The following is a 21,642-nucleotide window of genomic DNA, read 5'->3' as shown; positions in this document are numbered from 1 at the left end:
ATTGAGCCTGCGCTCGCATCGAGCGCCTGATTGATGGGCCTGCCTTGCAGACGGGACGATGCCTGTCATAGGAGGCGGAGCGAAGCGAGGCCTAGTCGGCGCGGCGCTGGGTTTGGCTCGGAGGCTGTGGGGGTAGTATGGCTCGGGCGGGTCTTGGAGAGACAGATGGGGGGGCGAGTGAGGGGCGTGATGAGGTGTAAAAATTTGGATTTGATCGGACAGGTAGTGTCAGAACACATGCTCGGTGACCGGCAAGTCTCGACCCTAATCAGACGTACACGACTGACCGCTATCAGAGGGGGGCTTACGCCGATCCGCATAAGAGCCCGTAATCCATGGTCTCACCGGCGCAACTCGTTGAAACGACAACGAGCACGGCGTATTCTTCACGCAAAGTAGTGGCGTGTTATATGGGTAAAATTGGCAAATCCGGTTCTTATACAGCTCGGTATAAACATATTTCGGCACAAACAAGGCCGGAGAACAACGAATTGACAAGCATTACCACTGTAGGTCTGTCTGTTCCGCCTATTGCGGCAAAGCCGTAAATTCGGACTTCCTGACGGGTTATGTTTACTTGCGCGGGACTACCCAGGCGAGAAGCCAGATAAATCGCTCCTGACGTAGTGCCGCAACTAGTTATAGTCCCTCGTTCAATGCAGGATACATATGTATATCGCCAAACTCGCCATCACCAATCTCCGCTGCTTCTGCAAAACGACGATCGAATTCCAACCGGGGATCAACGTGATCCTTGGGGAGAACAATGCGGGCAAGACAGCCCTTCTATGTGCTCTTCGGCTCGTGTTTGACCGCTCCGGCCGACTGCGTCCCGATCTCCCCGATTTCCACCAGGGCATCGCCGACTTCACGAAAGCCCCCGCGATCTCCGTCGCCGCAACCCTACGATCGTCACCGGCCGATACCATCGACGACAAAGCTCTCGTAGCAACCTGGCTCACCAAGTTGGACGCCCCCTGGGAAGCGCAGCTCACCTACGAGTTCTTCCTCCCAGACGAAGAGGTTCCGGCGTTTATCGCGGCGTGCGGGGTGGCACCCGACCGCGACCAATTCTTCCGCGTCCTGGAGCAGTTCATCCCCAAGTACGTCGCCCGCATCTTCGCTGGGCTTCCGGAGAACCGGCTCGTCGCCGAGCCCGACGCCCTGGCGAAATTCGACTGCCACACCGTCGATGCGATCCGTGACGTCGAATCCGAACTGTTCGCAGGCACGAATCCCTTGCTGCGCACGATGCTGCGACAGGTGCTCGACCATGATGCCGACGAAGCCGAGACTCTCGAACGTCGTCGCCATTTCCGCACCCTGACGCAGGAAGCCCGTACCAACCTCACGGGGCGCATGAATCTGAACGCATTGTTCCAACTCGTCAAGGACACGGGAGCGGCTGACGGCGGAACCCCCATCATGCGCGACGCCATCGACGAAGACGACTTCATTGCCGCTCTTCGTCTCCACATCAAACGTGCAGCGTTCACGGTCCCCGCTACCCACAACGGGCTCGGATACAATAACCTAGTGTACATCTCCCTGCTCTTGGCCAGTTTGCAGTTCGAAACGTCGGTGCCCCGGCGGGGCCAGAATGCGGTCCTCTTCCCCATGCTCGTCATCGAGGAGCCGGAAGCGCACCTCCATCCGTCGCTCCAGTACAAGCTACTCAAGTACATCCAGAAGCGGCTCTCCCCTGAGAAGACCAGTCGGCAGGTATTCCTTACGACCCATTCGACGCACATCACGGCTGCCGCGGGGCTTGAATCCATCATCTGCCTCAGCCTCTCCGAAGCCGATGGGGGCGTCCACGTCGCCTATCCCGCCCGCGTCTTCGGCGAGAGTCCCGGAGGCAAAGCGTCCCGCAACTACGTTGAACGGTACCTGGATGCGACAAAATCCAACATGCTGTTCGCGAAGGGCATCATCTTCGTGGAAGGGATCGCGGAACAACTGCTCGTTCCCTGTCTTTCCCAATGTATCAGCCGTCCCATAGAAACCCACCATGTCGCGGTTATTGCTGTAGGAGGCGTGACCTTCAAGCACTTTCTGCCGCTCTTCGGCGCGGGGGAAGACGAACCTCTCCGTCGCTATGCGCTGCGTCGCCGCGTTGCGTGCATGGTGGACGCCGATCCGGCTCGCAAGGTCAAGAACAAGGACGCGCGGCGTCAGAAATGCTGGCCGTACGCTCTGGACCGAGACTGCGCCGGCTACGACTACTTCCACGTGTCCGGCGTCGTCACGAATTTACAGACCATGCGAAACCGATCGCCTGAGAATATCAAGATCTGCGTCGGCAGCAAGACGCTGGAGTACGACTTGGCCTTGGCGAACGCACAACTCCCCCTCCTCGTCACACCGTCTTGCGAGCATGAGGCGGCTCTTCGCGCCCTGGCGGAGACTCCGGCAACGGTGCCGGCCCCCCTCCAATCCCTGCTCGCCGGGGACGGATCCGATACCCTTGATGCGCTGGCGGCTTGTCCAGACATAGCGACGCATCGGTTCGCGACCTGCTACCTGCTCTGTGCCGAGGATGCCAAGGGGGAACATGCCCTTGTGCTGGAACGGCAACTCCGCGAGAACGCCTCGAAGCCGGAAGCAGACCGCAAGCCGTTCGCGTGTCCGGATTACATCAAAGACGCCATTCACTGGACCTGTGTGTTCGATACGCCGGAGACTCCCCATGCCTGAGAAGCTGGAAATCGATTCCGGCACATTCCTCACCGACATCGAACGTCATTTCCGTGTCATGGCTGGGCCGGGAGCCGGTAAGACGTACTGGCTTGTGAACCACATCAAGCAGGTCGTTGCCAGATCCAAGCGGCTCTCTCCCGCGTCCCGCATTGCGTGCATCTCGTACACGAACGTCGCTGTGCATGAGATTGTCACTCAACTCGGTTCGGCCGCTACTCAGGTGGATGCCTCGACAATCCACAGCTTCCTCTACCGCAACATCGTCCGGCCGTACCTCCACCTGTTGCGGGATGGTGACGACCAGCCGCTCGTTGCGTTCGCATCCCTCGACGGTCACGATGAACACCACCCGTCCTACACTATCGTCGACGAATGGCTAAGAAGCATTGGGCAGGCCAAGATCCTACAGCAGACCTTCGATGAGCAGCGAGCTATTCTCAATGACAAGCTGGGGCAGTTGGTGTGGCAGCGTTCGGTGGACGGCGTCTGGACGCTTGGGCCGCGAAAGCTCGATCGCATGGGAAAGATACTCAACGCCATCTGCACGAGCTCGAACCTCATCGACTACAAACGCCGATACTGGAGCCGGGGCATTGTCGATCACGAGGACATCCTCTACTTCGCGCACCGCATCCTCGAAGAGCACCCACTCGTCTGTCAGTGCCTGAGTGCGCGCTACCGCTACCTGTTCATCGACGAATTCCAGGATACGCTGCCCATCCAGACCCATGTCGTACAGTGGCTCGCCGGCGCAGGGACGGTGGTCGGCGTCATCGGTGATGCTGAACAATCCATCTACAGTTTCCTCGACGCCCACCCGCAGCAGTTCCTGTCGTTCTCGCTGCCCGATTACCTCGACGTGACAATGTGTCACAACCGCCGCAGCACGCGCCGCATCATCTCGATTCTCGACCACCTGCGGTCGGACGGTCTACGGCAACATTGCTTCCGCGAACTCGACGGGCAACCCGTGACGGTGTGCATCGGCGACGTCGACCGCAGTCTCGCGGCCATTCGTGCCGACCTGCCGCCGGATGCCGTCCTCCACGTGCTGACGCGGAAGAACAAGGATGCCCATCGCGTGCGATCGGCCCTCGCGCCCGGAACCGTGGAGCCGTGGGAGTCCTTCTACGATGCCGATGACGCACGTGCCCGATTCATGGAGCACGTCATTGCCGCGACGGAACTTGCGAAACGCGGCCAGTACGCGCTTGCCCACCGAGAAGCAGCTCGGATCATCGGACGGAAAGGGCGGGTGAGAAAGCCCCTAAAGTGTGACACGGACCTGAGCGACGTTCATCGGAAGGGAATCGCCGTTACCGTGCTGCAGGAATTCCTGTCCAACTTCGCCACCATTTTCGCCGGTACGCTGCTTGAGGCGTACGTCCGCTGCGGAGCCTGCATCACGTCCGCGTATCCGGCGGTGACCCTGACCGTTGCAAAGGCCGGGAAGTTCAAGACGTTCGCAGAAGCCACGCCGTATGCACACCTCTCAGAATCGGTTCGTTTGCAAGAAGAGGTGCGTCATGTGCGGACCATTCACCAGGCGAAAGGGAGCGAGGGGGACAACATCGCTGTGTATTTCGAGGATGCTGCCCGCGTCCGGCATATCACACAACCCTCGACCGCCCCGGCAGATGAGGAGAAACGCCTCACCTACGTCGCCATGAGCCGCGCCCGCGATCGTCTTTTCCTCTGCATACCGACGGATGTTGCCATCAACGCCGACGATCTCCGGGCACTCGATCTCCACGTAATCGACCTGCGGGAGACACTGTAGCAACCGCCACTGCTCCCGGTGTGCCGATTTGTCCTTGTCATTCGCGTCAACATGTTCTGTCGGTTATTCATAAATGAGAGTGACGACGGGCTGGAAGGCAGCCGTGCCTCGATGGGAGGCACTGTGACAACTCGGCATACCATTATGGGTTGACCCTTTGCTCCCTTGGGGACAAGAAGAATCCGAACAACACGCTCCAGCACGACGGCGGTGCGATCTCGGTACCAAACTTCTGCAGTTGGCCGTTCTGTGATCCCCGCCATCCGACCCAAAGCAGAAGTCCACGAGCGACCGCTACTGGAAGGAGGGGGCTTACGCCGATCCGCATAAGAACCCGTAAAAAATGGTTCCGTAGCCGCAACTCATTGAAACGATAATGGGTAAGGCGTATTGTTCGCGAATAAAAGGGGCGTGTTATACGGACAGAAAGCGGCAGATCCGGCTCTTACGCGGATCGGCCTAAACATAGGTATGTTTCTCGGAGGTTTCTGTGGGCCTAGCGAAGCAACGATGGATGGAGCGCATGGAGGATGAAGCCTGGGAAGAAAGGGCTAAGTGGATACGCGAAAGGCTAGATGACTCAGAAGCAGATGAGGATACCGAGGGGTGGGATGTACTATCAGAGAAGTTTGATCGAGAACATCAAGCGCGCGACTACGATCATTACGAAGACGACTGGGGTGTAGAAGGGAAAAGTCGTCTCGAAATATTTGATGAAAATATCGAAGCGACTCTCGAAATCCTCAAACAGTCAGTAATGCCACGGCATGAGAAAAATTTGATAGTCATGCTTTTCGGACACGTAGTTGCCACCGTTGAAGCATACCTCTCCTCAACTTTTATCCACTACGCACTTTCCTCTGAGAACCACATGAGGCGGCTTGTCGAAAATGACCCTGAGTTCGCCAAACGTAAATTCACAGTTCAAGAGATTTTCACGAAGAGAGAAGAACTAAAGGGCGACCTAAGCGAATATCTCAAGGGATTAATTTTTCACGACATAGCAAAGGTCAAGCCTCTTTATCAGTCTGTATTGAATATTGATTTTGGTGACGTCAAATGGCTTTTTCAAGCAGTTCTAGTTCGTCACCATTGTGTGCATCGAGCCGGATACGACAAAGATGGCAACAAGGTCCTTTTAAAGAAAGAGGACGTGGTAATGCTAACCAATCAAGCCACCGGCTTGGTTCACATGATTGAATCCGTGCTGATAAGCATGCCTATTGACGGAATCTTTTTCTGGAAAACATAACATGGCGCTCAAACTCGCTCCTTTCGGTCGCTGGACGCTGCACGATAATGTAGCGCATCGCCGGTTAGCTCTACGGTATGTCTCCTGACAATCATAAGTCCACAGCGTCGGGCCGCAGATGAGCACGGTCGAAGAAACGGTCTTCCTGTATGGGGATGAGAGCCATGCGCACGAGATTGTGACTTATGGATTCGTGATCGTCCCCGTAAAAAACATTGCGTCTGTGGAATTAACTCTTAAAGAAGTGAAGACGCGCTACGGCCTGCCAGACGACGTCAGAATTCATTGTCGCAGTATATTTAACAAGGACGCGCGAGCCAAGACTGCGTTTGCGAAGTTTTCAACTGAACATGTGCTTTGTTTTTTGAATGAGTTGATGACCGCGTCTTATGTAGCGGGGGCACGCGGATGGGTTGGCTACTTAGACACACAAAAGGCGCCGGATGTATTGCTCTTCGAATCAAACGGCGGGACGGGGGTTGATAAGTGGGATGTAAGTGATCTCAAAAACAGAATGTTGTTCTGCTATCAAGCGGCCAGTGCGCCATTGATGCACATACTCCCGCCTTCATACGTCAAGGCATTTGTCGATGGAGACAAGACTAAGATTCCGCATTTTGACAAGAAACGGCAGGCAGACAGCCTTCGGAGCTTTTTCCCGGTAGAGCACAACGATGCCGAATTCGTCCCTGAAGCCGTCCATGGCTTGAAGCCGTCACCCTTGGACTTAGCAGACCTGTTGGCATATGCAGCTGCACGCGGGTTGTCGAAAACGACCTCCACGAACAAGAGAGCCTTTGTCTCTATCGTCGAGGCGATTGATCCAGGCTACAGTGAAGTGATTTTTGAGACGCCGTCGGTTAGTGGGGCTATGCTCAAAATACGGACATATGATCCAGCAGATCGAGTCAAGTCTTATGTTAGTCAGTTCCTTTGAGGCACTACCGTGAGCTCTAACAACTCAGTCGAGGGGACCGTCTGCAAGCTACGCTTGGATCCTGCCCCTCACTTCAACCGTTAATGCAGCAGGGCTGAGGACCGCTTTACGGCGGTGTGATCTAGGCGCTGAGCTTCCGCTTGTGGCCGAGACTTGCCGGTGGATATGTTGACACTCTTACCTCGTCTGTCAGATCTGACGCAGATTTAGGCGAGAGGCTGTGAAGGGGATTCGCCATACCATCGATACGTTGGCCCAGGAATCTTATTGTGGATTTTCTGTTCGATGCGGTTTAAAAGCGATGTAGCGGTTTGATTGAAAAGTTCCATGCGATAACACATGGGAACCGTGCATGTGAAAACGGTATCCGTTAGCTATTCCCATTGTGACTCCGACTTCGTCGATCGGTTGATCCTTGATCTTCGGGTATCGGAAATTTCTGCGACGTATGACAAATGGTTTGTGAACGTTGGTGACTCCATTATCGAGAAGATAGTCCAGGCTGTGACCAATGCAGATGGGGTGATTGCCATCAACGATGCTGACTGTCTGCGAAAGTACCTCTCGCGATTTGGGCTGGAATGGAGTCAACTTTCCGTTACGGCTTTCTGAGAGAAGAGATTCATAGATCCGAAAAACATTTGTCGAAATGTTAGAGCATTTCAGGCCTAGTCTAGTATCAGCTCTGATGCAATCTTGGTAAACCTTCCCCTTGGCGTTTCCTGTCTTCATGTGGCTGGGTTCAAAGCAGAGATTGAACCGCCGAGAGGTGGGGGCCCTCCTTCCAAAAAGGTCACCGACAGCGGGAATGTTAGCGGAAACGGACACGTTGATAGGTTTTGCAGGCGTGCCATCGGATCTGGAGCAAGGCCTTCAGAGAGATGTAGCGCCATCGCCATGCGCGCCGCACCTCTCGATAGGCACTCTTGAGCTCCCGCCTGTGTCCGTTTCCCGTCTGAGTCCCGGCCACCAGATGAAAGCGGGCGGCGGCGATGACGAACTGGTAATAGCGACTGACCGACTTCCCTTCGATCAGTGCTAAGAGAGCTTGGGCTTGCCCGTAGTCTCCGTCGCGCGCAGCGTCATAGGCCAACCACGTTCGGTGCTCGGGAAAGGTGTGATCTTCCTTGAGGCTCAAGGCATGACGGCTCACATTATGGGCGTCCTCATACTGTCCCATGTCTCGAAAGGCACAGGCGAGATTCAGGAATGCCCATGCAGGAGACCCTGATCGTTGCCGCCAGTCTCCAAACCACTGCACCACATCACGCGACGCGTTCGTCATGATCAGGGCGTAGGCCATCAGTCCATGGGTCGTCTCATCACGGGCCAGTGTGGAACCGTGGTGCCGCAGCAGACGCTGGACCGCTGACGAGGCGTCGCTGTCGGCGAACCGTTGCAGCATCGCTTGCGCTGCCAATTGCCCAGCCGCACCATTGTGAAGTACCCGGTCAAAGCCACGGAACCGCTGCAGGGTCAACAACATCAGATCGCGTCGCTCCACCCAGAGCGTCCCGACGACGGGATTGACCGTCGGCTCCAGCACAAGACGCTCCAACGCGGCCGTCGTTTCATGCCTCCAACCCGCTGAGTCCAACAGCTCCAGCGCCTCGCGATAGATCTCGATGTCGTCCTCGGTTGACCACAGGTTCTCGAACACCTGGAAAATCTCTTCGCGTTGGCCGCAAGCGAGCGCCAAGCGCAGACCGCGGAGACGCGTTTCCGCGGAATTGACGTGCGTCCGCAACGTTGTCAATACAGCGTCGGCAGCCTCATAGGCTTTAGCTTGGAGCTCCAGGTCGAAGAGCAGCTGCGCGCCGTACACATAGTCGGACTTGAGCTGAAGCGCGCGCCGGAGATAGGGACGGACATCCGTCTCCGGTTCGGCATTCAGAAGGGCGTGTGCGAGATAGCCTAAGGCATAGGGACTGTCGGGATCGAGCCGATGCAGAGCGCGAGCCGCTTCGAGGTAGGCGGGATAGTCTTCCCGTTCCGCTTGCCAATCAGCCAATACTTCCCAGCCCGGCGCATAGTCGGGTTCTTCACACAAGATGTCCTGGAGTGTAGCCAGCGCCGCCTCTTTATCTCCCCGTGCCGCCAGCACACTCGGCTCCTTGATGCGCAGAGCCACGGGGGGACGAGCACCCCAGGCCGTCGTGCGTAAGGCCATGAGTGCATCCTCATAGCGTTGCTCCGCGATCAGGGTCTCCACCTTGACGAGATGGGCCGCCAGCGTGAAGGGTGCGAGATGAATGGCTCGCTCGAGGGCCGCCAGCTTTTCCTCCACATCCTCAGTGACCCGGGCCACCGCCATCCATGCGAGGGGCTCTCCCGGGCGTTCCGCGGCGAGACCGCGCGCCAGCTCGAGCGGCACGTGTGGGCGCTCGACCGTGGCGCAATAGTCGCCCAAACGATCCCAAGCCCAGTCGTATCCAATATAGAGTCTGACCGCCTGCTGGATATGCGTGATGGCCTCTTCTCGGGCCTCGAGCCGCCAGAGGGTGGAGCCCAGATAGCCATGTAACACCCCCTCGGTCGGCGCGTGCCGAATCGCTCGCTCCAAGCAGGCTCGCGACGCGTTGAAATCCCCGTCCGCCTCAAACGACTCTGCCAGTTTCGTGGTCGCAGCGCCCCAGGCAGGATTGAGCCGCAAGGCCTCGTGCAAGGCGGTCCGCTCAGCCAGGCGATCACCCATCCGTTTAGCCACCTCCGCGAGCTCGACGTGCACTCGCGGAAGAAGAGGAAATTTAGCGATCGCCTGCAGGCAGAGATCGTGCGCGGAATCGTACTGCTGCCGATCAAGATGCTGCCGGATACAGGCCACCCAGGTTTGCCAGAGGTCTGGCCGCACGCGCCGCGCGTCTTCGAGCATCTCCGTGAGCTCGTCGGGTTCGAAGGTCCCTCTGGCTGCCTGCTGGAAGGTCAGGAGAGAGTCCCCGACGATGACCTGCCGCGTGAATTCCTCCACAACGAACCGTAAGGCGTCACGGCGCTCATCCCGCGTACTGCAGGCCTCGATCAGTTTCGTGAGGGCATAGTCCGAATCGATAGACCGACGAAGCGCCGCGCGAAAATGGGCTTGAGCGTCGACGAGTTGTCCAGCGAGTAGTTCGATATACCCGCGAGTGCTGTACCAGGGCACGACATCCGGCGCGAGTTCATAGGCTTGCTGGCTTTCCGCCCTGGCCTCATCAAACCGACCCTGCTGGGCCAGCGTCATGGCGAGTTGACGCCGTCCCCAGGCATTCGTCGGACTGATGGTCAGCAGTTGGCACAGGGCAGCTTCCTGCTCACTCAGGGGAGCCTCATCGAGCCATTCGGCGAGCAGTTCGTTCAAGCCCTGATGGTGAGGAAACCAGCTGACGACTGCCCGTAAGTAGCTAATCGCCGTAGCACGGCCTTCGAGGTCAGCTGTGAGACGAACCAGCGCTCGTTGCGCCTTGAGATCGAAGGGTTCGCTCGTAACCAACTCTTTCCAGAGCGAGCGGGCGCCGGCAAGATCTCCTTGATGCTCTTGAATCTGTGCCGCCGTATGCACCCACTCTGTCTGCCGGCAGCAGGCACGCGCACGTTGGAGAAAGGAACCAGCCTGTGCGCTATCGCCGGTGTCGAGGGCTGAACGAGCCGCCATTAACAGCAAGGCGCCGTCTTCTGGGTGAGCGTCGAGTGCCTGATCTCGCACGCCCATCGCCTCCTGCGTCCGATGGAGATCTGACAGACAGTGGAACAGCGTGATCGCCGGCTGAGGCGACAAGGTGCCATAACGGCTAACACGATCGCGCAAGAAGGTCAGAGCCGTTTCTTCCTCTCTGACGGTCCGAGATGCGCGGAAGTACGTGGTGGCATGACCCTCATACGTGGATTCCATCGTCGCGGCTAATCGGTAGAGATTCACGGCCTTCGGGTATCCTCCCGAGTACCAATGCGCATCAGCCAGCGTGCTGAGGCCTTCCGCACTATTCCATTTGCGGAGAAGGGCCTCGACAAGTCTGGTGGCTTCGGCTCTGGTCCGGCCATCGTCGAGCAGCGCTTGGGCGTAGCGGAGGGTGAATAGTGCATGGGGCGAGGAGCCGGTAGTTTGTGCTTCGAGGTAAGCCAGATACGTCGACCGATCGGCGACGCGCCGGAGAAGCTCCGATTTGTAGAGTCGCAGGTTGATCTCTGTGGGAGCGAGCTTGAGCAACCGCTCAATCAGCTCAAGTTCTTCCTCCGGCTGCCCGTCATAGTTCGCGAGGCTCCGCTGCACATTAAGGGTGATACGATGTTCCGGTGCCCGACGAAGGAGTTCTTCGCAGCTCGCGACGGCTACGGCGCGATCATGCCGACTGAGTGCCTGTTGAACCTGATGCTGGAGATCATGCAGGTCGGCCTCAGGGAGCAGAAGCAGGTCAAGACGTTCTCGTTCCTCATAGGGCACCAGGGCCATCCCCCGCGGTCCCGTGGCCGCGTGCGTCCGAAAAAACGACATCTGCGCAAACTCGCGGGAGACGCGCTCATAGGGATCGCGAATAAGGAGCACGCCGCGTGGCGCGTCATAGCCGATCACGGCCTGTAAGTGGGATCCGCCCGGATACGGTGTGGTGAGGGTAAAGGGAATCCCGGCATCAATTAGGGCACATGCCGAGTCCCAGGTCACCGTGAATTCCCGGGCCACCCATCCATTGGTCACGGCCCAGTGGCGTTCACTATGGTGCGGAGTGCCGTCATAACAGATCGCTTCAGCCACCGTGAGGTGATCCGCCGGCTTCTTCCAGTAGCGACTGATGGCGGCGAGTGTGGCGGGCGCACAGGTCATGTGGTGCTGACGGACGAAGCCGACCGGCAATAGTACACGCCTCATCGCCGACTCCGCCCGATCGAGATTGTTGGCGACCTCTTCATAGAAAGGAACCTTGGCAAGATGCGCATACGTCAGCGCGGCCCGCCGATCCCCCAGTAATTGATAGACGTCACTGCGTCGACCGGAGAGCCACGCGACGGTCCCTTTGTCCTTCACCACGGCCAATTGCTCGAACCGGTTGAGTGTGTCGAGAGCACTCGTATAGTGCCCCCGTTCTATGTGCAGCTCGGTTAAGGACGCCGCGATCCGAGGACTCTCGATCGTCATCAGCGCACGGCGCAAGGTCTCGATCGAATCCTCATCCAGCCCGACAAGAGTCAGGACGTGAGCCAGACACAGAACGGCGGCGGGGAGATGCGGTGTGAGGGCATAGGCGCGCCGGGCAGCATCCAACGCCTCTTCATATCGATCTTCGAGTTCGTAGATGACGGCGCGTTCGGTCCACATCCAAGACGTATCGCTGTGCTTCAGGGCCGTATCCATGAGACGTTCAGCTCGCTCGAAGTCGCGGTACTGCGCGTACAGATAGGCCATGAACGCCGTCGCGTCCCAGCGCACCGAAGACTCGGCCTCGATGAGAGTGCTGTGCTCGAACAGCTCCAGTGCCGCGAGGGGTCCTCGCCGTGCCATCAGGGTCGGCGCCAGGAAATACGCCGCTTCTGCACTTGAGGGGTGAGCTCTCCACAGGCGGAGGAAGATCGCCGCACTCACTCGTTCGGCAGAGAGTTGCGAAGCCAGCCGCCCAGCGAGAATCCGAGCGTCAGGGCCCGGCCAGGTGTGCAAGGGGCCCAGGGGAGTCCCGGTAGCTAGAGCTTGGACGAACAAGCCCTGGTCATAGAGTGCTTGGATGTTCGTGAGGAGATCCGCATCCCACACCGCTGGAGCAGCCTCTGGAGGACTCGCCTTGGGAGAGGCCAATCGGGCAGCGTGAGGAGTCATATCCTATACCTGGCTTGTCGACATGGATCAGAGGATGGGACATCCGCCCCGACTCTCGGTAGGGAACTAGAAGCAATACGTATCGATAGGCGTGACGGGTTGCTCACAAGAGTAAGTGTAGCAGAGGACAAAATGGGCTAAAGGAAGGGTCCGGAGTACTCAGTGTCTCCGTACCATTGGCAGAAATAGTCGCGGTTTTAGGGTGATGGGGATCAATGGAACCGAAAACCGGGTTTGCGGTACGAAGCACTTCCAACCGAAAGATCGCCTCAAGCCTCCTGCAACCTCTTCAAAATCACCTACTCCATGCCTCTACTGTCATCTCGGACACAGGCCCGAAACCCCTTCAGCCACACCGCTCATCGACCCAAAGCCGAAGTTCACGACCGACGGCTATCAGAGGGGAGATCTTACGCCGATCCGCACATGAACTAGTGATAAATGGTTGCACCGTCGCAACTCATTGAACAAGAGTCGATTATGGTGTATTGTTCGTGAACCATAGTAGCGTCTTATGCGGATAGAAATGGTCGGGGCCAGCTCTTGCGCGGATCCGTCTAAACATTGTTAGGCATCAGATACATAGGCCTCATCGGACGAAATGGCGCAGTCCTATCGCATTGGTAGGACGCTTGGGTTCATCAGAAGTTTCACTTGCGGAGAAGCGGAATGAATCCATTGACCCATGTCCAAAAAAGCTACCAGCGGCTTCGGAGAATGGCTGGATACACCCTGATTGCCCTGCCTCTGGCAATCATTCTGCTAGCTTTCTTTAAATACCAAGAAATACAGCCGACCTTGAGTCATTACTACTTCTTTGAGGAGCATCCTGGACTTATCCGTACGATGTTTACGGGGTTCCTAATCCTCGTCGGCGGTGTAATGATTGCCTATAGAGGGTTTGACAACAGAGACAACTGGATACACAACCTCGCGGGCTTCTTCGCCCTTTGCGTAGCTGCGTTTCCGAAACTACACGACGCAGCCGACCGCTATTACACAACGGGACTGCTTTCTGGACTTCATGGTCCTTCGGCAGCATTGCTCTTCTGTCTGGCCGCGTACGCGGTTTGGTACTGCGGCGGCAACAGTTTCAAGAGTCGGCTGAATAGCTCGGAGTTGCGCATATTAGAAGTATCGAAGTGGACCTCCCTTGGGACAATGCTATCGGGCATCGGCATCTATATTGCCTTCCTCGTATTCGGGAAAATATTTTCCCTGCCGAACGTGGGCATTATTACGGTTGAACTGCTTGGATTCTTTGGTTTCGCGTCTCACTGGCTAGTGATGACTCGCGTCATTTCGACGGCAAACACTAGAAAGGCCACGTCAAGAGTTACACATCAGGATCACAGTGCGCTGCTGCAGGGTGATGTTCACACACGAATTGTGCCCACGATACCGGGGCTACAGGTGCCTGCTGTTACACCGCCGGAAGAGGACTTCATACTGTGAGAGCCCTTCTTGCACCGCCAACTGATGCCTAACCAGCGCATCGAGGGGACTACGCCCCTCAGCGCAACGTTAACGCGACAGAGCTGAGGACCGTTTTACAGCGAGACGATCTCGGCGCTGAACTTCCGCACTTGGCCGATGACAGTCCGCGCCCCAAACCGGTCGATCACCGAATTGAAAAGCGGCCATTTGCACCACCGTCGATTGTGGGATATTGTTCGCGATCGTTGGAGGTGTGTTGCGCGGATAGAAAATGGCAGATCCGGCTCTTATGCGGATAGGCCTAAACATTGTTAGGCCACGCTATGACAATCGAGACTCTATTAGGTCTTCTGAACGATCGCTTTACAGGCTTTCACACCTTATGGTCGTTCTACATTTCAGTATCTGGTGCTCTATTGGCGTATGTCGCCTCCACCTTCACCACGGCAGCGGCGAGCGGCGTTCGTATCATTCTGATCGTCGCATTCGCCATGTTCGCGGCAGTAAACGCGAACGCTCTACTTGACGTCCGAGACCAACGAGAGAATCTGGCGTCACTGGCAAACATAAGGGTTGCTTCTGACTTAGGAGCCGGGCTTATCAAGGAGCCCGAAGCGGTAGTGCTTCGGCAATTCATATCGAAGGGAGAGCCTCACTCCTTTGTCCGTGTGCTGACGTTCCATGTCGTTTCCGATTTACTTGTCATATTGGTTGTCTGGTACGTCCCTGGGGCACTCGCCCGAACGAAACGCGCACTCGCACTGAGTCAAACTCCAGTTGTTCCGCGTAATCGGCGTTATCTTGACCCAGCCCTCATATCCCGTGACGAGCCTGGGAACGTGTGGATTCTCGGCAAGAATTTTCCGATTACGACATCAATGGGTACCCTGATCATTCCCGAAGGGTTCAGGTTCGACCTCGCCTCCATACCCCGCGCATTTTGGTGGTTGCTCGCTCCGTTTGAACTCTCAGTGGCCGCACCATTAGTACACGACTATCTGTATTCCCATGCTGGCAAGCCAAGCGTTCCTGTTTCCCTATCAAACGAGAGCCTTCCTCCCCCGATTAGAAAGTCGCTATCCCGTGCCGACGTTGACCTTCTCTTTCTGGAAATTATGAAGGATGAGGGTGTTTCGTTCTGGCGCAGGTATCCAGCCTATGCGGCTGTTCGAGTATTTGGTGAACTCTCATGGGCTTCGTAATACTTGCGTGGCCTATCAACGAGATCAACTCGGATGTACAAAGGGGCCGCTTTACAGCGGTGCGATCTCGGCGACGAACTTCCGCACTTGGCCGGAACTTGCCTGTCGATATACGTGCGCTCTTACATCGTCTGTCAGATCAAACCTAAGCTTTTGCAGATGAGGAGCTTGCGCTTGTGTGGTGGACCGGCTATCATGCCGTTAGTCATTCATTTCTGGTAGGCTGTTTACTCGCCGAATTCTCCTTTTCTCATTCATCTCTGCTGAATGGTTTCGTCTGTCTGCGGATGTCTCTCCTCTTCTTGAGTTCCAACCATTCTGATGCGTTCACGATGACCTGAATCGAGCGAACGTCCTTCCAGCGTTATACCCTTCTATTCTTTTCATTCCCCGTTGTTGTGTTCTCTACATGTTTGCGTGCTGGTTTCTGACGAATCGTTGTGATTCGTGGAAATCGTTGCGTGCGCCTCGTTGCTCGGTGCTCTAGAACATTTGGCCGATTCATTCGAATCGGAGTGGGTGAGGTGTATTCATTTCATGAAGCTGTCGAACCGTATGGTTCCGATGGCAGAGGGAGGTGTGTGATGGAGCAAGTTAAAATATCAGTCAAACCAGTGCGAGAAGTGGTGCTGGTCGAATTGTATGCTGGAAACGTCTCTGCGCGTGCGTTTCAATTGGTCTATGACGATGTCTTTGCTCGTCTGGATCAATTGATTGATGCGGGGATGGCGTGTTGGATTAAATCACGGGCGGATCATTTCGTGGTTAAGACGCAGCGCGATGTGTCCTCGATCGAACTGGCTGCCGAGATAAAGAAGCAATTGCGGCTGTGATTCGATCAGCTTGTTTGGTTTGTGTCGGTGTGAACCGATGCTGACGTTTCAAGTTGGCCAACATCGCTGAGAGTTTCTTCGCCGGATCTCCAATCATCAAATACCTATCTGTTCCGACAAACGTTGCGTTCGTCGTCCAGAAGCCTTTGCGACTGTCGATGAACCGATTGAGTTGTCGCTGCACCTTCAATAAAGGCCGATTCACCATGTCGACTCTCGGGTTGTTGCCACTACTCTAGCACAGCCTTCGGAGTTGGACTAGTGCGGTCCTATCCAACTCGTTTTCTCACTTAATTTATAACAAGGAGTGTCGTTATGAAGACGTCTATCGTCGAACGGGCCGTGGTCTATGCTGTGATAGATGGAACGGTGCATTCGGATCGGGATGGATTGATTCAAGCGATCTGTCCTGATCGAACTGTCGCTGACCATTATCTCAGTGATCAGATGATTCTGCAGGAGATGAATGGTGCACGGTGTTGGCGAGTAGTGGAGATCCCCATTGCGTCGCTGATTGCTGTGCCGGTCGATCTGCAGGTGCTCTACGTCGTCTATGAATCGGATGATGATGGAGTCCGGCCTGTCTATCTCACCCATCGTGAGCGATTGGCGCAGATGAAGTTCCGTGAATTGGACGTCGATGCGCAAATCCGCTTACTCAACCATGAATTAACTGGTCAGATCGGATCTCGCACCCGCTTTTGGTGGGAATGCTGTCCGGTCGTCTATCGAAAGGAATGTTATGAACACCACATTTGAGGCGCAATTACGATCACAGTCGACGTTTATCATGGCCCTGTTGGATTCAAGACATCCATGTGATCGGTTACACCGAGGACATGTGCCATGTCTTGAGGAAATCCGTCGTGTGTCTCTAAATGGAGAACGACTAGGGCTGGAACTATATGGTCTGGCCGAGTCGGTGATCTGTTCCGATGGTGATCGACAGGTGTCTGTGCGTACATTATTGGATGAGCTTGAGGCACAACTTCCGATCGACTCGAATGTGTCGTCGGAACAGTTGGAGCACGATTATGCTGATGCAGTCGTCTCATTGGCTTGTAAGCTTGGTCCAATCAGTGGCGAGGCGTTACTGTTCTGCGCGCGAATTGAAGCGAGTCGTGTCGCGTCTGAACGTTATGACGAGGATAACGATACGCTGATACTCGAAGCTGAATGGGCCGCGTTGTCCAAGGAAGAGCAATACTGCCATTGGCTACGCTTCCATGATCTCTGCGCTGTCGGGCTTGGTGATGAACATCGCTTCTATTCGCTCCTCATGACTCGCACATTGGCGAATTATGAGGGGGAGTAGCGTTGTGTTTCTGGCCCATCTTCCTGTGTCTCCATCCTGACTGCTCTCGCAGTCGGTGTACTTCTCGGTAGTTCATTTCTATTCACCTATTTCATAACTGGCACCCAGTTGAGGTGTCCAAGAAAGGATGTGTCTTATGACTACGTCAATCCATACGCATTACTCCACGCAGAATCATTCCAACCTGCGCGATCTTCGGATTGCGTTGGCTCCTGCTCGGCTGTCTCGGACCAATCGGTTGCCGTTGGAGCGAGGTTTGACTGCCTTGAAACCAATCGACCGATTGGATGACGGTCAATTAGAGCAGGTTATCCATCTCCTGGAATCTGGGCGCTTTCGTATTTCGCCGGCGAACTGGCTGCGATTACGTGAGCGTGCGTATCAGATGGCGTTACAGGAATTTGGCAATCGCCAATTGCGTAACGAACGGACTTATGAAGAGAATCGCTACGACCTTGACAATCTCCCCGACTCGCCGAATCTGTCTTGGAGCTCTCCAATGGTTCGGGGATATGTGGTGGGATTGGAAGATGGTCGATTAGCACGACGGATTGATCATGCACGCGCCATTCCATTCTGTGGGCTACAGGTTCCTGTCCGCCTGTCAGAGATGGAGCGTGCGCAGGATGCCGTGAGTCGCGTGCGATGGATTACAGGACCGGTGCAGTGTTCGCGGTGTGATGGCTATCATCTGCCGGCGAAAACTGACGTTGGTTCATCCGTGGCACCAGATCTCTCCCGTGCGAACAGTGACTCTGAGATTCACTGTCCGCATTGTCAGGGGAGTTCACTCAGCTTTGAACGCGATGGGTTACTGCTGACTGCCCATTGTTTATGTGGGTGGGAACGCGTGACCACGTTGTTGGGGCTGGATCCGGACATGATTGAGAAGAATACACAGAGTCTCTTGGCTGCGCCGATCCGTGATGTAGTGGATGAAGACGAGAGTCTTCTGCCGATGTCATGGGATGGCGTGGTTGAGACTGAGGCTGTGCATGAAGGGTCAGAAGAGGAATTGGTCGAGAGTGAGACAGGTGATTTGGTGGAGACTTTGGTGGGAATGAGCGAAGGCGCTGAATCATTGTCTGACTCAGAATCCATGTCTTCTACGCCTGAGCTGGACGATCCGGAGATCGATCTGGAGGCGTTGCTGACTCGAGAAATGGTGCAGTTCTGGTCGTCCTATGAGCATCGTGATTTGCGTCGGTTGCTCTTGGATTGCACAATGCGTGGAGAATTGGTGCCGTCGACCATGCCGGATGAGACGTCTGCCGTGTCATGTGAACGTCTTGGTCTGGTATGGACGGTTGCCGCGACATTAACTCAAGGCTGTGGTCGGATGTCGACGCAACAGCAACAGGAGTTTGTGTCGTGGTTGGTGCAGAGTTCTGATGAGGAACTTCGCCAATTCTTACCAGAAGGGACCGAAGAAAGCTCCTTACCGCCCGTGTATATCAAGATCAGGTCTTGGATGCGGTCGTGTCGGGAGCGTGTCTTGAAGTTTCGTTCAGAATCCGCTGGCGTGCGTTTATTGTCGCGTCAGTTTGGAGTGAGCGAAACGGCCTTTCGGACAGCAGTGCAACTGACGGCTGTTGCGTAAGGTGACGTGAGGGTCGGAGGATGATCTGGGTTACTGATGAATGTCAGGCCCGGATCATCCCTCTGACAGTGGAAAAGGGAACCGTGTTGTTCATGAATGACGATTAGACGATGGTCGATCGTATTCGGGACACGCTGGTTCCCTTTTTTTGCCTTCATTCCCCTGAGGCATTAAGCGGCCGCTGAGAGTGCCGGCGCCGGCAGTTTCTCTGTGAGCCAATCGACGCGGTGGGCCCGGACTTCTCCCACCGGAACGGTTTTGTCACCGACCTTGCGTTTGGAGAAATGCAGGGCGCCTTCGATGGACACCATTTTCCCCTTGGTGAGGTTGGCGGCACAGGCCTCAGCCCGTTTCCCGAAGACACTGATGGGAATGAATTCCACGGGTTGATCCGTACGGCCTTTCTTCCGAATGCCGTTGACCGCAACGCTGAAATTGCGGACGGAGGCTGGCTCTTCATTGACGGTGATCGTTCGCAGATCGGGATTTCCGGTCAAACGGCCAATGAGGGTAACAGTATTCTTGTCGAGCATGATGATAACTCCTTGATGGGTGATGAGTGCATGTTGGTGTGCTGAGATGATGATGGTTGGCTTAGATCACGATGGAGCCTCCTGGGAATGAGTGAAACATGAGCCGTGGCGACCCTAGAGCCGCTTTGAACGTGGGTTACGCTGCGGGTGACACTGTGGTAGCCGGCGGGGTGGGCATGAGCCCGCGTTGGATCGCAATGGCATGCAGGCTTTCGACAGCCAGTCCATGGTCGGAGGCTTTGAAGCGACAGCCGGCCTTCTTCTCCCGGAACCGTTGAAGATCGTTAGCCAGATAGGCAATCAGCCCGGTCATGAGGCTGTCGGTCGTTTCAAAGACCGATGGATCCGGGTGATGGAGAAAGGGATGGGTGGATTCCGGGTCACCTGCCAGGATAGATAAATCCTCCGGGCCGAGACTGAGCAACCAATCGACGATTGGTTGCACGCGGGCTTTGTCTTCCGCGTGCAGGGTGAGAAAGTGATGAATGCGTTCGTCTTTGCTCTTAGGAAGATCTTGTGGAGACAGGCTGAAGTGATTCAGCCAGGGGAGGTTGCATTCCTTGAGGAGTCGACCCGCGGCGGCCCAGACGGCCATCCGGGTCGTGGGATTATCCTTTGCTTGTAACGCGCGGTCCAACAAGGTTTGTCTCATTGGGGAACGAGACATCTGAAAGAGCTGATAGGCCGGTTCGTGCAAGAGATCGCTGAGGTGCGAGATCTCTTCGGAGACGACAGCCCTGAAGGTTTCTTGGAATTCCTGGTCGCTCGCTTCATCAGTCATTCGATGCTCAGCCAGAGCAATGAGCTGCTGGACAATGATGGGATGGTTCGTGCTCGCATGCCGAGCCTCCGGGTGTTGAACGAGCTGGAGGACTTGGTGAAGTTCGTCGAGATTGAGAGGGGTTGTTTCCGGCACTTCGCTCATTGTGACCGGATCGTCGTACATGGAGGGGTCTCTGGGTTCTTCGGTGGTGAGGCCGAGGTCCTCAGGGTCCTGTCCGGGATCCTGCTCGATCTCCAGATCCTCGTGGTCATCCGGGTCTTGAGAGCCAGCGCGAGATTCCGAGCCGCTACTGTCTACAGGGAGATCCGCGGTGGGCTGACTGGAGAGGACCCAGTCGGATATCGCGGATTCGTTGGCAGACGTCTCGGTCGAGGTCAGTCCGTGGAGTGGCCGTGCATAGCGTTGGGCGCAATGCCGGCAGACGAGGGTGTCGGAGTCGTCCCAGTAACTCGCGCTTCGTAAGTCGGCCTGACATTTCGTACAGGGAATGGTGGAACTGACGGGTGTGAGTTTCAGCGATGTCGCGGAAAGGGGAGGGAGATGTTTCCCTTTGCACGAGGGGCAGAAGCGTGTATGGCCGGGTTGTCTTCGTAGTCCTTGGGCGAGTTCGAGCGACATGATTACTTGGATGCCGCATTGCGTTTGAATGCGGTTGGAATCGAGGAGTACGGCACGCCGGCCGTCCAACAAGACGACCTCTGGTTTCACCCGTTTGGACTGCTCCCATCGGCAAATGAGGATGGGAAATGCGGGTTCTTCGTGATCGTTCTCGTAGCGGGTTTCCCGTTTGTAGAACCGGTCGCGTTCTTCTTCTTGCCATTGCTCGATGAGCTTCGCATAGCGCGCCGAGAGCTTGTCGTAGACCACGTCTTCTTTGTCATGGGGTTCCAGAATGACGGTGGTCGGCATGCGAAATGGGCTGTCCTCGAGATCGATCGGCTCACGATATTGGTTGAGGCAAATCATGGGGGTAGACCTTTCCTGTGTATTCGAATGAAATGATCGCGATTCTTGGTTGTTATGCGGCTGCCCGGCCCGTGCCTGCAGCCGGCAATTCATGCAGATAAATCTGATCGAGACGGCAAAAGAGGTGGTAACTGACTTTCTCTGTTTGGGTCGCCGGATCGATCCAGGTTTTGCTTTGCAGTTCGGCGTTGTGCACCGTGACCTTGCGGCCGACAGGCAGACGTTCGGCGAATGCATGAAGTTTGGCCTGGTCTGTTGTTCCTGGGACTTTGATCTCCATAAAGAGCGGCGTTTTACTGTGCAACAGATGGACCGCGATGGAGAAGGAGAGGAGCCAGCCTTGGTTCCTGGCCGAATAAATGCCTGGTGGATGAGTAATGCGTCCGCCGAGCGTGCAGTAGTTTTCGTCTTTCATGATGTCCTCCTTGCCTGACGAAGATCATCCTGGAGGACTGACTGCGCGGAGCGCCTGGCCGAATCTCTTTGTCTGGACGGAGGTATGCAGGAAGCGCAAGGGATGGGGA

The 21,642-nt window shown here is 56.0% G+C and carries 15 protein-coding genes; 11 read left to right on the top strand and 4 right to left on the bottom strand.

The window, feature by feature from the left end; translation table 11 throughout:
• Positions 1 to 669 precede the first annotated feature (669 nt).
• From H8K03_22645 to H8K03_22625, 5 genes are all read left to right on the top strand, one after another.
• Positions 670 to 2,697 carry an AAA family ATPase gene (locus tag H8K03_22645; protein UVT22620.1) on the top strand — a complete coding sequence of 676 codons (2,028 nt, stop codon included), beginning with the start codon at positions 670 to 672 and terminating at the stop codon, positions 2,695 to 2,697.
• Positions 2,690 to 4,480 carry an ATP-dependent helicase gene (locus tag H8K03_22640; protein UVT22619.1) on the top strand — a complete coding sequence of 597 codons (1,791 nt, stop codon included), beginning with the start codon at positions 2,690 to 2,692 and terminating at the stop codon, positions 4,478 to 4,480. The genes H8K03_22645 and H8K03_22640 overlap by 8 nt, the downstream gene beginning before the upstream one ends.
• Positions 4,481 to 5,003: 523 nt before the next feature.
• Positions 5,004 to 5,732 carry a hypothetical protein gene (locus tag H8K03_22635; GenBank protein UVT22618.1) on the top strand — a complete coding sequence of 243 codons (729 nt, stop codon included), beginning with the start codon at positions 5,004 to 5,006 and terminating at the stop codon, positions 5,730 to 5,732.
• Between the two features lie 118 nt (positions 5,733 to 5,850).
• Positions 5,851 to 6,669, top strand: coding sequence for a hypothetical protein (locus tag H8K03_22630; GenBank protein UVT22617.1), 819 nt, complete (start codon positions 5,851 to 5,853; stop codon positions 6,667 to 6,669).
• A 339-nt stretch (positions 6,670 to 7,008) separates the two neighbouring features.
• Positions 7,009 to 7,281, top strand: coding sequence for a TIR domain-containing protein (locus H8K03_22625; GenBank protein ID UVT22616.1), 273 nt, complete (start codon positions 7,009 to 7,011; stop codon positions 7,279 to 7,281).
• A 199-nt stretch (positions 7,282 to 7,480) separates the two neighbouring features.
• Here the strand turns inward: H8K03_22625 and H8K03_22620 are convergent, their stop codons facing one another.
• Positions 7,481 to 12,448 carry a tetratricopeptide repeat protein gene (locus tag H8K03_22620; GenBank protein ID UVT22615.1) on the bottom strand — a complete coding sequence of 1,656 codons (4,968 nt, stop codon included), beginning with the start codon at positions 12,446 to 12,448 and terminating at the stop codon, positions 7,481 to 7,483.
• 669 nt (positions 12,449 to 13,117) lie between these two features.
• Between H8K03_22620 and H8K03_22615 the strand changes: the two genes are divergently transcribed.
• From H8K03_22615 to H8K03_22590, 6 genes are all read left to right on the top strand, one after another.
• On the top strand, positions 13,118 to 13,903 hold the full coding sequence (locus tag H8K03_22615) for a hypothetical protein (GenBank protein UVT22614.1): 786 nt from the start codon (positions 13,118 to 13,120) through the stop codon (positions 13,901 to 13,903).
• Between the two features lie 305 nt (positions 13,904 to 14,208).
• Positions 14,209 to 15,087, top strand: coding sequence for a DUF1353 domain-containing protein (locus tag H8K03_22610; protein UVT22613.1), 879 nt, complete (start codon positions 14,209 to 14,211; stop codon positions 15,085 to 15,087).
• Positions 15,088 to 15,671: 584 nt separating this feature from the next.
• Positions 15,672 to 15,920, top strand: a complete 249-nt coding sequence (locus H8K03_22605; GenBank protein UVT22612.1) for a hypothetical protein — start codon at positions 15,672 to 15,674, stop codon at positions 15,918 to 15,920.
• Positions 15,921 to 16,235: 315 nt separating this feature from the next.
• Positions 16,236 to 16,679, top strand: a complete 444-nt coding sequence (locus tag H8K03_22600) for a hypothetical protein (GenBank protein UVT22611.1) — start codon at positions 16,236 to 16,238, stop codon at positions 16,677 to 16,679.
• Positions 16,680 to 16,788: 109 nt separating this feature from the next.
• Positions 16,789 to 17,235, top strand: coding sequence for a hypothetical protein (locus H8K03_22595; GenBank protein ID UVT22610.1), 447 nt, complete (start codon positions 16,789 to 16,791; stop codon positions 17,233 to 17,235).
• Positions 17,236 to 17,371: 136 nt separating this feature from the next.
• Positions 17,372 to 18,835, top strand: a complete 1,464-nt coding sequence (locus tag H8K03_22590) for a hypothetical protein (GenBank protein UVT22609.1) — start codon at positions 17,372 to 17,374, stop codon at positions 18,833 to 18,835.
• Positions 18,836 to 19,005: 170 nt separating this feature from the next.
• On the opposite strand, the gene H8K03_22585 is transcribed toward H8K03_22590, so the two are convergent.
• The 3 genes from H8K03_22585 to H8K03_22575 form a co-directional block, all read right to left on the bottom strand.
• A complete protein-coding gene (locus tag H8K03_22585; GenBank protein UVT22608.1) occupies positions 19,006 to 19,368 on the bottom strand; it encodes a single-stranded DNA-binding protein in 363 nt (120 codons plus the stop codon).
• 136 nt (positions 19,369 to 19,504) lie between these two features.
• Positions 19,505 to 21,118 (bottom strand): hypothetical protein, encoded by a 1,614-nt coding sequence (locus H8K03_22580; GenBank protein ID UVT22607.1) that lies wholly within the window; start codon positions 21,116 to 21,118, stop codon positions 19,505 to 19,507.
• Positions 21,119 to 21,170: 52 nt separating this feature from the next.
• Complete coding sequence (locus H8K03_22575; GenBank protein ID UVT22606.1) at positions 21,171 to 21,533, bottom strand: hypothetical protein; 363 nt, start codon at positions 21,531 to 21,533, stop codon at positions 21,171 to 21,173.
• Positions 21,534 to 21,642: the final 109 nt, after the last annotated feature.

Origin of the sequence: Nitrospira sp., assembly GCA_024760545.1 — a bacterium.
Taxonomy (GTDB): Bacteria; Nitrospirota; Nitrospiria; order Nitrospirales; family Nitrospiraceae; genus Nitrospira_D.
This window is presented reverse-complemented; position numbering and strand designations above follow the sequence as displayed.